The sequence below is a fragment of the Dictyobacter vulcani genome (genome assembly GCF_008974265.1).
GTDB lineage: Bacteria > Chloroflexota > Ktedonobacteria > Ktedonobacterales > Ktedonobacteraceae > Dictyobacter > Dictyobacter vulcani.
This window is the reverse complement of record NZ_BKZW01000002.1, coordinates 536,308-551,824: the sequence shown is the minus strand read 5'-3', so window position 1 is coordinate 551,824 and position 15,517 is coordinate 536,308. Positions and strand designations below refer to the sequence as shown.

The window sequence follows — 15,517 nt, the reverse complement described above, 5'->3', positions numbered from 1 at the left end:
CTAGCTTTGATCAAGCGAAATATGGCCCGGGTTCTTACCTTCATCCTAAACACATACCAATTTATCATTTCGCCAAAACGCCGTTGTGAATGGCAAGAGAATAGTGTGCTTCTTTGCACAGGTTCAATTTTTGTGAATTTATGAAGACCACGGTAGAAAACGCGCTTGAACAGAGGTATACTGGTATAGTCAAATAAGCAGAGATCTATTGAGTACCAACGGCAAGGAGCACCAGGGATGGTAATGAGACCGCAACAACCGCTGGCCCTCTTTATGAGTTATTCTCAGAAGGACGAGGCATTCAAGCAGGAATTCGAGGATTATCTGGTGAATTTTCAGCAGGCCCAACTTATCTCTGGGTGGGCCGAGCGGCAAGTCCAGCCAGGAATAGATTGGTCACAGGTGATCGATGCACGGCTGGCAACAGCACAGATCTTCCTGCTCTTTCTGAGTCCAAGTATGCTGTCCTCTGGCTATTGTTCTGGCGCGGAATTCCGTGAGGCATGGCAAAGACGCAACGCAGGAGATGTGCACATGATCCCGATTAGCTTGCACTTTGTCGATTTGACAGGGCATTCTCTCGGCTCCATCCAGCACATACCAAGAGGGGCGAAACCCGTCTCATCCTGGCCGAGGCGAAGCGAAGCCTGGGCGGCCATTTACCAGGATATTCGCCGGGTGATACAACACTACCAATCGAATCATTAGTAACAAAGGGAACCATTTTTTGCCACAAAAGTGGTTCTGAAAAAGGAAGCCATCGAGCTTTCCATTGAAAATAATCGTTTCATCAACTATACTGTATCTGTATTCATAAACCGGTTCTCTGTTTATTAATGAGGTCGAAGGAAAGCGATATTTCGCAGAGATAGAGGTGATATATGACTCTCGCGCTAAAAGCATTCGCGTGGTTCGTGTTTGGCTTTGTGCTCATGGCTCTTCCCTTATTTCTGGCGGCGGGCACCATCGCCTGGCTTGCCGGTTGGACCTACCTGATCCTGCTCTACGGCTGGCTTTTTATTGGCATCTTACTGCTGCTCAGGTACAATCCTGGCTTGCTGGCCGAGCGCATAAATGTCTCCCCACCGAATCAACAAGCCTGGGATAAGGTGTTTGTTGTGCTGCTCAATCTGTTCCTTTTTGCCTTGCTGGTTCTGATGCCGCTCGACGCAGTGCGCTTCCACTGGTCACAGATGCCACTCTGGCTCCAGGTAGTTGGAGCTATTGCGCTGGTGATCTCGTTCGTGCTCATGTCCCTGGTCTTTCGGGAAAACTCGTACCTGTCGGCAACGGTGCGTGTGCAGGAGGAACGAGGGCAGACAGTGATCACAACCGGGCTCTATCATTATGTGCGTCATCCCATGTATGCCGGCGCTCTCTTCATGTTTCTCGGGACGCCCCTGCTGTTGGGCTCCTGGTATGGTATGGTGCTGACCCTGCTCTTCCTCCCCGCGCTCATAGTGCGATCAGTGCTGGAGGAACGCACGCTACTCCGGGAATTGCCAGGCTATAGTACCTATATGACCCAGGTCAAATACCGGCTCATCCCGTATGTCTGGTAGGAGAAACCGATCTATCCTTGTAAAAGAGTTGTGCCCGAACGTTCAACCTCGACACAATGCCATAATGTTGCGGAAGAACTTCCTGAGGAAACCTATCAAGCATTGTTTAGCTTCTTTACGGCCCAGTAATGGCGGCAACTGCTGGATGATTATCATCCGGCAGTTGCCGCGTGGCCCCGATGGACTTGCCTCACCCGAGTACATCGAGAACGCTCCAGGATATACCTTTTGCAATGCTGAGGAGGCTACGCGTCCACATGCATGAGCTCATAGAGGCGGCTAGCAGCTTGATCACGCGAGAGTCTGGCAGCCAGCAAGTCATCCAGGATCGCTTCAATCGTTGTCTCCTGTGGCTCCTCATGACCCAGCGCCAGTGCCGGGTCCACAGATTGTTCAGGTATAACAGTCGCAGTCGTCTCCTCCTGTGGCGTCTCACTCTCCTTGAAAAGGTGATGGCGTAGCGCCGTTGGCAGATAGATGCCCACCAGGACCACGCCAACCAGAAAGGCACTCAGTCCACCCTGAGCCGCCAGTTGCCAGTCCGACACGGCCGAGCCGAGCAGCGCGGTAACACCGGTATACAAGGCAACTGCCAGGCCAATTGCTCCCGTCAGGACGCCTGCGCCTATCAGGGTGAGCACATAGCCACGACAGGGTCCCGCAACCAGCTCACCATCCCGTTTAGAGACTTTGCGTATATACCAATCTACCAGGACATAGCAGACCCCACTGAGCACCAGGGCCCAGGACTCAAACCATGCCTGATGATTTACTCCCACCCCGCCATTTGAGAAGAGTATCTTCAGCGTATTGTCCAGCAGTCTGCCTAGCCCCCACCAGAAGGCACCGGCCATGACGGCTCCCACGATTGCCAGGATCGTCAGGCGTAATACCTCCAAACGCATCAATCCCTGGCGTACACTCCAGTTCAGTGACCAGGCATAGATGCCAATAAGCAGCATTCCCAGCAGCAGAGGTGAGAAGAAATCATAGCTCCCTTGATAGCCCAGGACCTCAGACAGCGGAAGAGGGTCTCCATATCCCAGATGCAGCAGGGCCACAATCGCCAGCGAGCAACCGCGCAGCAGGAAAGCCATACCAGCCGCCAGGCCCAGGCCATGAAAGATCCAGCGGGTTGCCAGGGATCGATCCTGGCGGGCCGTCCAGCTATAAAAGATCCAGCTTCCCACGACCCAGAACAGGGTGAGCAGTAACCAGAAAGGATTGGCAGGTTGGCAGGAAAAACTTCCCTCACACTGGACAGTTCCATGGAAGAAAACGGTATCGATTACATGTCTGATCGTGGGCACCAGGATGAAAAAAACCGCCACGGTAAGCAGCAGAACAAGTTGCACGCCGAAAATGTGAATACGTTGAAAGACAAGCGCGAGTCCCGTTGGCTCACCGGTACGTCGACGCTCAAGATGTACCAGGCAGGCCAGAAGCAAGAATGAGAGAGCAGCCGCACAGAGAAAGGGCAGACCATTATAGGAGGTTGTAGCCAGCCCCGAGAAAGCGGTAGCCAGCAGCGGGACCCAAAGGCCACGCTTATCCCTTCGGTCGTATTTAAGAAAAAGGAACGTATCGCGCTATTGGCAGCTTGAGGCTCCTGCCGGAGATCACGGCGAAGGAGCCAGTAATGCAGGCCACCCAGGAAACCTGCAATCAGAAAAGCCACACAGGCATAGCTCAGGGCCTGCACAAACTGCGCCTGCGTCGGAATATCCTGATAAGAGCCTCGCAAGCTTGTAAACGCGAGGCCTGTCGAGAGCAAGGAACCAAAGGCGCTCATCGCAAAGATCAATAATGCCGTCGCAACCGCGTAGATGTAAAAACGATAAAGACTTCGAGCCATTGTAAACCCTCCTGTACAATGATAATGGCTAGCCAGGCTGCAACAGATTGATATCGATATGGATCAACCTGCAACCTCACTTGATGAATGCTTATCACTCTACACCTCTTAGCATACAGTCTTGCAGAGCAGAATGAATGAGTCAAATGCCCCATCTTTCACTGGAACAAAAAGGCACTCTCATTCTTTTCCAATTACTTATCAAGATTACCTGTATAAATTGGAGATTTTTGGCAGAAGATCATGATGGTTTGCGAGGCAGTTCACAGAGATCCGTGCCTCGCAAGTGTTTTTGGTGTCATAGGTGATAGTGACATCCTGTTTTTGCGAACCATCGGTTGCAGCGACAAGATGCCATCCTACCGGGAGGCGCCCTCTACAGCAGGAAGCCTACCATGTACCATTGCATATCCTGCCCACGGCCCTGGGCGTTGGCTGGCTGCGTGTCCTCCGCATAGGTGTATAAGGCATGACCATCATAGAAGACCTGGGCTCCATTGGCGGTCTGATGGACCGATAACTGTTTGGGCAGTGCCATGGAACTGGAGATCGTCATCATTCCCTGTGGCGCCAGCACGGGGGGCCAGTCTTTCGCACAGGCACCGGTACAGGTGGCTTGCAACGCGGGATCAGCCTTGTAGTAGTACAGGGCGAAGTTTTTATTGTTCAGAAGCACATGGACCTGATTGCCATTAATAGCAGCATTCCCGGTGTGAATGAAGGCATTCATATTGCCAGCCATATCAGGGGTAGTCTTGATACCTTGCATCATGGCTGTCGTAGCAGCAGGTGTGTTTGCGGTAGCATTCGTCGGCACGGCTACCAGATACCATTTCATATCCTGACCATTCCCCATCGCTTGCCCTGGCTGCTTGTCCTCTGCATAGGTATATAAGGCATGACCATCATAGAAGACCTGGGCTCCATTGGCGGTCTGATGCACCGATAACTGTTTGGGCAGTGCCATGGAACTGGAGATCGTCATCATTCCCTTTGCCGCCAGCACGGGAGGCCAGTCTTTCGCACAGTCACCGGTACAGGTAGCTTTCAACGCAGGATCATCCTTGTACGTGTAGACGGCAAAGCCTTTATTGGTGAGAAGTACGGGCATCTTATTGCCATTAAGCGTAGCTGTTCCCGTGTGAATAAAGGCAGCCATATTGCCAGTCGTATTCATTGTAATGGCAATGCCTTGCATGGTATCCATCTGAGCAGCAGTCGTTGGTGTTGCAGCGGTCTTATAACCATTATTTGTGTTGGTTGTGGGCGTTGTAGGAGCCTGGTTACCCATACCACCACATGCTGACAGCAAAATGGCTAGCAGCATCATAAACGCGAACGGTCCTGAACGTCGAAGTGTTTTCATATACTGTTACATCCTTGAGATAATTTCTATACAACTACAATGTTTGCAAACGCCATCTATGTAAAAAGGGACAATCATTCATGATAGTACCTGCAAATATGCTTAATCATCAATGTATTCCCTTGTATTGGCTATGTGCATACATTATTCCTTCTTACTTTAACCACGCCCATCTTTTACAAAATTTACCAATAGGTACTTTTTTCACAATTAGCAAAAGAGGCGCTGTACCAGAGGTGAGGTGAGAAACTGCATACGTAATTCATCATTGGTGATCTTGCTGGCGAGTTCCTTGACAACGGTTGCGGCGCGGGCAAACGCTTGGGCTGCCTGTTCATGTTCTTCGCCGGCCAGGTACAGCCTGGCCAGTTCCGCCTCGGCCTGCCAGAGTTCTCCAGGCAGGCCGATATTTTTTGCTCCCTCGATGGCTTCCTGCAACCATGCCTGTGCGCATACTATTTCGCCCTGCGACTCGGCAAGAACAGCACGCGCGCGTGCATATGAGATGGAGCAGCGCTTGTTTGCGCCAAAAAGCTGGTAAAAAGCTTGAAGATCCTCTGCCGCTTGTACACTGGCGCCAGCAAACACCAGAGCTAGCGTCTCAGGCCAGCGAGGAACTTCCGGGCATACAACTGCCCTGGGATCTCTGACAGTTAAGGCCTGCCGGGCATAGGTGGAGGCTGTTTCCCAATCCCCGGTCAGGGCATAGTCAACACACAGGAGAGAGTTGCTCAAGCCAATGTAGCGCGCCGAGGGTACGGTCTTACTCATCTCCAGAGCTTCCAGGTGCGCCTGAAGGGCTTTCTCTGGAAGCAAAAGTGCCTGATACGCCAATCCGAGTGAGACCAGATTGACAAAGAGAATAATGTTAAAGGTCAATGTGCGCGCTATTTCGGTGCACTGGAGCGCAATCGTGAGCGCTTCTTCATAGGAGCCAATTTCTATAAGATTGCGCACGAGCTGATAACCGCAATTTGCCTGCCCCCAGGGATGTTCAATTTCACAGCTAATCGCATAGGCCAGCCGCGCTGCCGCGAGCCCCTCATATGGTTGCCCGCAATTGATCTGCGCGTCAGCGATCCTGCTCAAGCAATCCGCCTCCATCATCCGATCTCCCTGCGCCGCAAAACGTTGCCGTGCTTCTTCAGCAAACGCTGCCGCTTCTTCCCACTGCCCCAGTGCCCGCGTGGTATAGGCAAAGATATTGAAACTTTTCGCGACCAGATCCTGCTGTTCAAGTTCACATGCCAGAGCATAGGCCTGTTTCACATAGGTCAGGCTCGCATCCAGGTTTAAAATATAGTAATTGACCCGCGCCAGACTCCATTGCGTCTCGGCTACTCCTCGCCGGTCATGATGACGCTCCGCTACCACCAACGCTTTCTGAAGCAATGCCATAGCGCTTTCCATCTGAGAAAAGTCTTCACTCACCAGGACAGCCAGGTGATTGAGCGCTGCACATTCCATGCCTGGATCGGCCCTTTGCAGGGCGGTTTCCAGCATCGTCTGATAAATAGCATGGGCGGCACTGGCGTCATTGCGATGTTCATAGGCCCGGCCAAGGCGCGTAAACAGGTGAGCAAGCTCATCAGCCGATATCTGTAGCTTGTGTTCTGCCATCAGCAGGCGAGCTTGCTCATAATGTCCGATGGCATCGCGCATGGCAAACACATTCAGAGCTTCATCACCTGCGGCCAGGCTCCAGCGAAAGGCTGTATCAGTAGCCCCGCTGGCTACTGCGTGATAGGCCACCTCCGCAGCAGGCGCGCCTGTCTCTTCCAGCAATTGAAGTGCTCTCGCATGAAAGACACGCCGACGTTCCTTGCCCGCCTCGATGTACACCAATTCACGAACCTTGTCATGGGCAAATACATAGCAAATGGCATTCAAGCCACCTGACTGCCGACGAGACTCACATAGGAACAAACTATTCAGGGCTTCATCCAGGCCAACAAGCCCTTCTTGCGTTGAGAGTTGAGCAATGCGACAAAGATCCCCAAAGGTAAAGTCATGGTCGAGAACGGCTCCCGCTGCGAGAAATTCTCGGGCAGTGGAAGAAAGCTGAGCCAGGCGGTTCTGGAGCACCTCGCGCACATCCGCAGGCAGGATTCCTCCAGGCGCACCAGCATGGAGCAAAGCAACCTGTGGCTCGAATATCCAGCCTTTTCCTTTGAGCAAGCGAGGCACCAGACCACCATGTTCAAGTAATGCCTCAAGCAGAGCTACCAGGTAGAATGGCTGTCCCTGTGTTTCTGCATACAGCCATGCGCCAAACTGCTCTGGACTGAGTCTGGTTGTGGTGGGTGACTGGACATGCGACTCGGATGGCTCACCAGGCAAGAAGATGTATGGTTCAGCTGATTGTGTTTCATGTGCTTCCGACAATGAATGAACTATCTGGAGGATGTCTTGAGGAGAGAGCGGCCCCAGTTCCACACGTGTCAGAGAGGCAACACTTTTCAAGCTTGCAAGCCACTCAACCAACCGTGATTCCACCCGTTTTGAGCCTGTCCGTCGATTGAACAAGAACAAAGCGGGGATAGCTCGTTCCATCCAGCGTCTGCAAAGATAATGGCACGCATCCAACGTGGCTTCATCCGCCCATTGCATATCATCGATAAAGATAAGCAGTGGCTGCTGCGCAGCAGCCGCTTGTCCCAGCCGCGCAAGCGCTTCTAACAGACGAGAGGAGGCAAATGCCTCGTCAATAGTAGGAGGAGGCAGGTCAGGATACCGCTCGCGCAGTTCTGGCAAGAGACGGCTCAATTCTGCGATCCAGGTATCGCTGAGCAGCTGACGAAGATCCTGCTCCTGCTCGCTAAAAGGGCGAAAACAATCGAGCAGAGGCTGATACGCCAGACGCTGGTAGGTTTCATAGGCTTTTCCTTCAAGGATGCCCGCGCCTTGCACCTTTGCCCAGTCGAGAAACACGCTGGCCAGCCGTGATTTCCCTGCTCCTGCTTCACCTTCCAGCATGACAATTTGTGGTTGCCCACTAACAGCTTTCTCATATAAGGTAATGAGTCGGCTTACATTCGCTCCCCGACCCACGAAAGGAATTTCGAGGAAGGTGCGTACAGACGATGAGCGCACAGGAGCGTTGGCATGGTTCTTGACCCGGGATACTGGTGAGGTATTCCGGATAATATCGGCCAGGGCCAGCAATTTGGAGGATGGTCTGGCGCCGAGTTCTGTGCGCAACATTTCCTGGCAGGTCTCGTACGTTTTCAAGGCTGCAACACGGTTGCCCAGCGAGAAATGTAATTGCATCAGGCGTAAATAAACAGCTTCATTGAGTGGATCGCAGGTGCGCCAGCGCTCGACAGTTTTAATCGCTTGCTCTATCTGTCCTTCTGCATGCTGGAGTTGAGAAAGCCAATCAAGAATCTGCTCAATGCGTGCGAACCAGGATTGACGCTGCACCCCAACCCAGTGATCGAAATCGGCTGCGTCACGCAGCACAAAATCTTCCAGAAAACCGCCACGATACAAGCCGACAGCCTCCTGGAGATGGGCAATCACGGTCCGGCGAGCCTCCCCTTGCATTGCATCTGGCACAGGAAGGTGCTGGATCAAGGCCCACGCGGCCTCAAACCTGTGCAGGTCAAGCTCAATAGCAGCGTTCAGATTGAGTCCGAGTGTGTCGTAGGTGATGAGCAAATGCGCTTCATGTTCCGGTGGCGTCCCCTCGTCGAGTGCCTGACGTAAGTGAAGGAGCGCAACGCGCAACGCAGTTCTTCCATGTGCGGCATCTCTCTCCGGCCACAACAGGCGAGCGAGCTTCTGACGGGGATGTACGCCGGGTTCCGTGGCAAGGTAGGCAAGGAGGGCCAGCGTTTTTCGATCATGGAACGCCAATCGATGGCCGACGTGATCTACCTTCGGTGTCCCGAGCAACGCAATCTTCAAGTCGCTCATGAATGGCTCCTTTGCCCTACACGCTGGCAAAATATACTGGTCCATCGAAGAGCGGCGGTTGACGACTGCAGGATGCTCTTCTGGACACAACAACCAGGAGTAATAGAGATATAGTATAGTCATCAAGAGCCACGAAGGCAAGAGCATGAGAGAGGAAAAGCAATAACGACTCGATCACAAAAAAAACGCTTGCGTGGCTGCAATGCCAGTCTGATAAACGCTTTTCTCAACACCTATGCTGGTATACTATCTCTACTACTTGACTCAAAGGAGAGAATGTATGCTCAATCTTGCAGTCCTGCTTGATGATAGTGCACGCGAAGTACCTGAGCGAGCCGCCATTATTTACGAAGGAACCAGATTGTCGTATGCCGCCTTGCAGGCTGCAGCTAACCAGGTGGCCAATGGACTGGTTCAGGCAGGCATCCGTCAGGGGGATACGGTTGCGCTCAGTTGCCAGAATCTCCCATTTTTTGTTATTGCCTATTATGGCATCCTCAAAGCTGGCGCGGTGGTTCTTCCTCTGAATGTACTGCTCAAGCCACGTGAAATCGCCTATCATCTCGCTGACGGCGAGGCAAAGGCTTATTTCTGTCAGGAAGGGAGCCCTGATCTTCCAATCGGGCAGATGGGGTTTACCGCTTTCCAGGAGGTGGAAAGCTGCACACACTTCTGCTTGATGACCAATGATGTAGCTGCACCATCTCCTATTGCAGGCGCGACAACATTGGCCGAGTTCATGCAGGATCTGCCAACGACCTTTGACACGATTGCGACAAACCCGGATGCGACAGCCGTCATTCTCTACACCAGCGGCACCACAGGTAAGCCCAAAGGAGCGGAACTGACCCACATGAATATGCTCCTCAATGCCCGCCTTTCTGAGACGATGTATCCCAAAGTAGACCACGATGTACATCTGATTGCATTGCCACTGTTTCACTCTTTTGGGCAGAGTGTGCAAATGAACGCGGGTATCTACAATCGGGCTACCCTGGTACTCCAGCCCCGCTTTAGCCCGGAAGGTACATTGCGCTTGATGGAAGAGGAGCATGTTAGCATTTTTGCGGGAGTGCCAACCATGTACTGGGCTCTGCTTAATTATCCCGGGACCGACACCTATGATTTGCAGAACATTGCGCGCCACCTGCGTATATCGATTTCTGGCGGGGCAGCCATGCCGGTGGAGGTAATGCGAGCCTTTAACGAAAAATTTCAGGTCACCATCCTGGAAGGATATGGGCTCTCCGAAACCAGTCCTGTCGCTACCTTTAATCGCCTCGATCGGACCATCAAACCCGGCTCAATCGGACTACCTGTCTGGGGCGTCGAAGTACGCCTGGTGGATCAGAACGACGAGGAAGTTGGGGTGAACGAATTGGGCGAGGTCGTGATCAGGGGTCACAACATTATGAAAGGCTATTATAAGCGAGCTGAGGCAACGGCTGATGCCATGCGCAATGGCTGGTTCCATACGGGTGACATTGGGCGACGCGATGAAGATGGCTACTTCTACATTGCAGATCGGGTCAAAGATATGATTATTCGTGGCGGCTTCAATGTGTATCCGCGCGAAATCGAAGAAGTCTTGATGACGCATCCGGCAGTGAGTATAGCAACTGTCATCGGCGTACCGCATGAGCGTCACGGCGAGGAAATCAAGGCTTTTGTCATCCTCAAGCCAGCAACGACAATCTCAGAGGCTGAACTGATCGCCTGGTCCAAACAAACAATGGCCGATTATAAATACCCGCGCCAGATCGAGTTTCGCACCGCGCTACCCATGACCGCCACGGGCAAGATTCTCAAAAGCGAACTGCGCCAGGCACGACCATAACAGACACGGAATGGAAAAAGCAACGTATTTGCCACTTTACCAGCGCAGTGTCACTCCTGGCTTGTGCGTCAATGAGAAAGCACTGCGACTCTGTTATACATGATGTTGTTCAAACAGAACGAAGGAGCGAACACAGATGTTCAAACTTTTTACTCGATGGTGCACTCTGGCTGTTTTCGTAGGTTGTCTTTTGCTTTTCCAACGATCCCCGGCCGCCCACGCTGCCACCGCCGGGAAATTGCAACAGTTTAGTTATTTTGGCTCCGCCGGTTTATATACCTATGATGTGTATACTCCGGCCAATTATCAAGTAGGAACATCGGTCCCTCTGATCGTCGTCTTATCTGGGTGCACAGTAGATTCATCCACGATGGCTGCAGACACCGGCATGGATACACTGGCGGATCAGAAACAGTTTGTTGTTGCTTATCTTCAACAGGAAGTCTTTGCCAATCCTGCTCTGTGCTGGAATTTTTTCTCGCCGAGTAACCAGTATCGCGGTCTGGACGAAGCCGCTGAGATTGCTGGCATCACGCAAACGGTGGAAAACTCTACCTCACGCTGGACAATCAATAAGCACCGCGTCTACATCACAGGTATTTCATCGGGCGGAGCAATGGCGGTAAATATGGGGGCAGCCTATCCAGATCTATACACCGCAATTGGGGTACATTCTGGCGTGGAGTATCAGGCCGTCACCGCTTTCTCCCTGAGCGCTTCGGTTACTGGTGGCCCTCCTCCTGTTCTGCAAGGCGATCTGGCCTATCAAACGATGGGACGCTATGCTCGGGTTGTCCCCACCATCGATATCCAGGGTACAGTTGATACTGTCGTCTGGCCGGTCAATGGCGACCAGGTAATTCAGCAGTGGATGGAGACGGACCATGATGCCTCCGGGGGAACCTATAATGCGAGCTACTCCAATCCCTCGACCACCACACATGGACAGGTTTCAGGAGGACATGCCTATACCACCTATACCTGGAACAATAACAGTGGTCAGGAGATTGAGGAGTATTGGGTAGTCAATGGCATGGGGCATGCCTGGTCTGGCGGATCAGGACTCTGGGGGATCCCGCGGGTCCGAGCGCAAATCTGGCCATGTACAATTTTTTCATGCGCTTCAGTAATTGAACAGACACAATCACCAGTAACACAGAGGCTCGCTCGCGGCTATATATGCTGGCAAGCGAGCCTCTGCTACCACATAAATAGCAATGAAAGAGAATATATCTATGCCAACTCACCAATTGGAAATCAATGGTATTAACTTACATTATCAGACATGGGGAGAATTCACTCGACCAGAGCGAACCGTCTTGCTTGTCCATGGACTGACTGCCAGTAGCCAGGAATGGACGCAGCTTGGGCCTGCGCTTGCCAGTCAAGGATGGTACGCCATCGCCCCGGACTTGCGCGGGCGAGGACTGAGCGAGAAGCCACCGCATGGTTACGGCATTCCCTATCATGTCAATGATCTGCTCTCACTCTGTGATGCGCTGAACCTGCCTGCGGTCCATTTTATCGGCCATTCACTTGGCGCTCAGATCGGGTATTTCCTGGCAGCTGTTCACCCCCAGCGCCTGAGTCGTCTTGTGCTGGTGGATGCAGGCGGACGGGTCCCGCCGGATACGCTACAAGCCATCGCAGCCTCGCTTCAACGACTGGGACAGGTGTATCCCTCGCTTGACGCGTATATAGAAGAACGACGGCAAACGCCGATCCATCAGTGGAATCCCTTCTGGGAAGCGTATTATCGCTACGACGCCGAAGTTCATGCTGATGGTACCGTGACATCGCGCGTTCCCAAAGCAGCCATTGAGGAAGAGATAACGGTCAACATGAGCATCAATGCGGATGCACTTTTGCCGCGCATCCAGGCACCAACGCTCATCACGCGCGCCGCATTGGGTACCCTGGCCCCCGACCGAGGTATCATCCTGACAGCCGACGAGGCTGAACGCGTACAGGGTATTATCAGAGGAAGCCGTGTAGTGGAAATCCCCGGCACCAACCACTATACGATTATGCTCTCGGACGTTTTCACAAGCAACATACTGGCTTTCTTATCTGCTATAGACAAATAACATTGCCTGAAAAAGAAAAGAAGAAGTGGCATAAATGTAAGTGCCAGCATCATCGTCTGGCAGCACAGAAAAACGCAAAGATAAGATATGACAAAAGCGTAACCCGCCGCAAGGCGCTGTGGTTTAAACCCAGGCGGATAGGCGGGTTACTCCTGGGCTTTAGCCCTTGCTTGTTGCATAGAATGCATGGTTGGATTATACTGCATAGGTGCAACGAAGGCACGACAGCACAGGCTGTACGGCCTTAGGAAGTGTTGCCAGGCAAAATCGTTCAAGAAAAGCCTCCCACTGATGCATGCATCAGTTTTCGAAAGAGAAAGGTGTTCACCCTTTCCAGGTCGCCAAACACCCGACGTTGGCTGCACACCCGTCGGGTACGGCATGAAACGGTGAACAGGCATGGCACCGCCCTTCAAGCGAGCAGATGTGTGGATCTGTGCTTGAGTGTATTCCTCACCCACTACGGTCTTCAACGAGTTGCCTCAACGAGGCACCGACTCAGGGGGCCGACTACGTAGGAGTACAAGAAGCCGCCGCCTCTTCAGGGCGTGCGGAGTGTCACGAGATCGAGGTTGCAGGTAGCAAAATAATCTTGAAACTAATCTCCATCATTTCTGGCCCTGATATGCGCATATCAGGGCCCTCCTCTAGATGTGGCCGTCCAGGAGAAGTTGATAGAGCCCTTAAAAGCAAATCATTATCGATTTGACTCTTCAAAAGCTATCGAGGAACGGGTATGCATGGGCACCGTTTACAGGCCCTCGGCTCAATTCTCTTTGCAGTGTGTGAATGAGAACGAAAGATTGCGATAGAATTGACAAAAATTGATAGTTATGTTATTTTCATACCCGAAGATTAAAAAATGCGTTACATGCCACATTCAAGAGCTCCACAGGAGTCTGGCGGTAGTTTCATGGTTTCATGGATAAGAGGTATAAGATGGATCTTTTCTTACAAAATCACCAGTATAACTATATTGTGCGCCAGGCCAAGCTAGTCATATCTACCATAAAAACCTGTTCTGACAACCAGGTCGTGGAAACAGTGAAATATACCGCACTAAGCAAAGTGCTTGATGCTTGTCCTGGACTCAGTGGAGAACAAAGACACCTGGTAGAAAGATTGGGCGAATTACAAACAGCAGAAGAACTTCAGGTATATATGAGCAAGCTGCTGCAATGTACAATCAAATTTCCTACACTTACTGAACCTCAGTTAAAGCGCCTGTTCCCTAAGGTTAAAAAGCTGCGTATTCCTGATCTTTCTGATCTTGAGAAACACCCCTTGACGTATTTTACCTGGACCGACTCAGCAACCAATAAAAAATACCTCGTTTATTATCGTCAGCCTCAATCAGATAAGAAATCTTCTGGCAAGCTGATTGGTATCGAAGGTCAATATACATCTACGAACAAGACCGGCGTCTGCGCCTTCTGCAAAAAACCAGGCGAAGCAGCCTTTTTCTCTGCCGTCGCCAAAACCAGGAGCTCTCATTCACCCGATTATTACAGATCAGTAGGCCAGTATATCTGTCTGGACAACAAAGCCTGCAACGTCCAGATCACCGAACTTGATGCGTTGGAAAGCTTTATTGAAGATATTTCAAAATAATAGCAGTTTCCAGACCAGATAATACGCATATAGATCACCTTGAACTCTACAAGCCAAAGTTTGTAGAGTTCAAGGTGATAAAGGATCCTCTCATTATTGTTTACACAGATAACAGGATACTCACAGCGATGATGCATAGATCTCACGACCAACGTAGAAGCTTTCGCAGAACTCTGCTATCGCTTCAACAGCCCTGGCTTCAGATAACATCATCATATGGTTGGATGCATCTATATCAATGATATGGAAATCGGGCATCAGTCGCTCCCATTCTTCCCAGTATGCTGTACGATCCAGCGCTATTTTGTCATTCGGAATGGTAAGGTATGGCTCTAAGACACCAAGGAACACACCACTGCTATTCCGAAGATAATAACAATCCACAGCTTTTGCGTCAGGCAGTGGTAAAGCTATATAATTTGCAATATCGTAAGCTCTTTGCAGCCTGACATTTTGCTGAATCTGGTTACGTATTTGTGTTTTCGTCTTAGTCAGGCCCCGTGCATTGGCAAGGCTAATCATCTTCTTCAAAAACGCCTCATCCCCTGAGTTGAGATCGATTTCTTCAACACTGATGAGGTGCTGATCCCATTGCTCCGCATCTTTCACTAGAGAAGACAGCATTGTATTGACCGCTTGCAAAATTAAAGATTTAGCAGAAGGTCGTTGCTCTCTAAATATTGGACCACCTGGGACATCAATCATGACCATGGTGTTCACTTTTTGTCCCGCCTGTTGCAATTGGCGCGTAATTTCATACGCTACCATCCCTCCTAAAGAATATCCTCCGACATCATAGGGACCTTCCGGCTGTACAGAGCGCATGATATCAATGTAATAGGTGGCCATTTTTTTGATCCCTCGAATTGGGACCTGATTGTCCATATATCCCCGTGCACGGATTCCGTAAAAAGGCCGTGGGCTCCTTTGGGCAATCGTCTGGTATATCTCTACTCCACCTTGTCCGGCATGAAACCAGAATACGGGCTGTCCCTGGTATTTTCTGTTGAGGTGCACAAGCTCAGGAAACTCTTTACGTATCTGCTCTATAGAAAGTCTGTTGCTCTTTTCAACGGGAGCACGTTCCAATAATTGGATAAATATTTCTGCATGTTCTCTAGCAAAGAATTCTGTCAGTTCTTTGATATTCGGATATTCAAACAGTAAGGTTGAATTTAATTCGATCTTTGTTTCTTCTTCGATTTCATGCGTCATTGCAAGCAGGCGAGAAGAATCTAACCCTAGTTCCATCCAGCTCACTTCGATGTCGCATAATTGTGC

Annotated in this window: 10 protein-coding genes and 1 pseudogene; 6 read left to right on the top strand and 5 right to left on the bottom strand. The window is 51.2% G+C overall.

Features of this window, described 5'->3' with window-relative positions:
* Positions 1-237: 237 nt before the first annotated feature.
* Together KDW_RS20160 and KDW_RS20155 are read left to right on the top strand one after the other, a co-directional pair.
* Entirely contained in the window at positions 238-708 is a 471-nt protein-coding gene (locus KDW_RS20160) for a toll/interleukin-1 receptor domain-containing protein (RefSeq protein WP_151757756.1), read from the top strand.
* 173 nt (positions 709-881) lie between these two features.
* Positions 882-1,562, top strand: a complete 681-nt coding sequence (locus tag KDW_RS20155; RefSeq protein ID WP_151757755.1) for a methyltransferase family protein — start codon at positions 882-884, stop codon at positions 1,560-1,562.
* A 245-nt stretch (positions 1,563-1,807) separates the two neighbouring features.
* Here the strand turns inward: KDW_RS20155 and KDW_RS20150 are convergent, their stop codons facing one another.
* From KDW_RS20150 to KDW_RS20135, 4 genes are all read right to left on the bottom strand, one after another.
* Complete coding sequence (locus KDW_RS20150; RefSeq protein WP_162005433.1) at positions 1,808-2,917, bottom strand: hypothetical protein; 1,110 nt, start codon at positions 2,915-2,917, stop codon at positions 1,808-1,810.
* Entirely contained in the window at positions 2,851-3,417 is a 567-nt protein-coding gene (locus tag KDW_RS20145; RefSeq protein ID WP_151757753.1) for a DUF5671 domain-containing protein, read from the bottom strand. The genes KDW_RS20150 and KDW_RS20145 overlap by 67 nt, the downstream gene beginning before the upstream one ends.
* Before the next feature lie 376 nt (positions 3,418-3,793).
* Complete coding sequence (locus KDW_RS20140; protein WP_151757752.1) at positions 3,794-4,783, bottom strand: hypothetical protein; 990 nt, start codon at positions 4,781-4,783, stop codon at positions 3,794-3,796.
* 210 nt (positions 4,784-4,993) lie between these two features.
* Positions 4,994-8,701, bottom strand: a complete 3,708-nt coding sequence (locus tag KDW_RS20135; RefSeq protein ID WP_162005432.1) for an ATP-binding protein — start codon at positions 8,699-8,701, stop codon at positions 4,994-4,996.
* A 280-nt stretch (positions 8,702-8,981) separates the two neighbouring features.
* On the opposite strand from KDW_RS20135, the gene KDW_RS20130 reads away from it, so the two are divergent.
* The 4 genes from KDW_RS20130 (at position 8,982) to KDW_RS20115 (ending at position 14,236) form a co-directional block, all read left to right on the top strand.
* Positions 8,982-10,538: a long-chain-fatty-acid--CoA ligase gene (locus KDW_RS20130; RefSeq protein WP_151757750.1), complete on the top strand. Its 1,557-nt coding sequence runs from the start codon at positions 8,982-8,984 to the stop codon at positions 10,536-10,538.
* Between the two features lie 136 nt (positions 10,539-10,674).
* Positions 10,675-11,808, top strand: coding sequence for an extracellular catalytic domain type 1 short-chain-length polyhydroxyalkanoate depolymerase (locus KDW_RS20125; protein WP_151757749.1), 1,134 nt, complete (start codon positions 10,675-10,677; stop codon positions 11,806-11,808).
* Complete coding sequence (locus KDW_RS20120) at positions 11,774-12,625, top strand: alpha/beta fold hydrolase (RefSeq protein WP_162005431.1); 852 nt, start codon at positions 11,774-11,776, stop codon at positions 12,623-12,625. Before KDW_RS20125 ends, KDW_RS20120 begins: the two co-directional genes overlap by 35 nt.
* Positions 12,626-13,564: 939 nt before the next feature.
* Positions 13,565-14,236, top strand: a complete 672-nt coding sequence (locus KDW_RS20115) for a FusB/FusC family EF-G-binding protein (RefSeq protein WP_162005430.1) — start codon at positions 13,565-13,567, stop codon at positions 14,234-14,236.
* Positions 14,237-14,356: 120 nt separating this feature from the next.
* Here the strand turns inward: KDW_RS20115 and KDW_RS36065 are convergent.
* A pseudogene (locus KDW_RS36065) lies at positions 14,357-15,496 on the bottom strand (thioesterase domain-containing protein); the annotation flags it as partial.
* Positions 15,497-15,517: the final 21 nt, after the last annotated feature.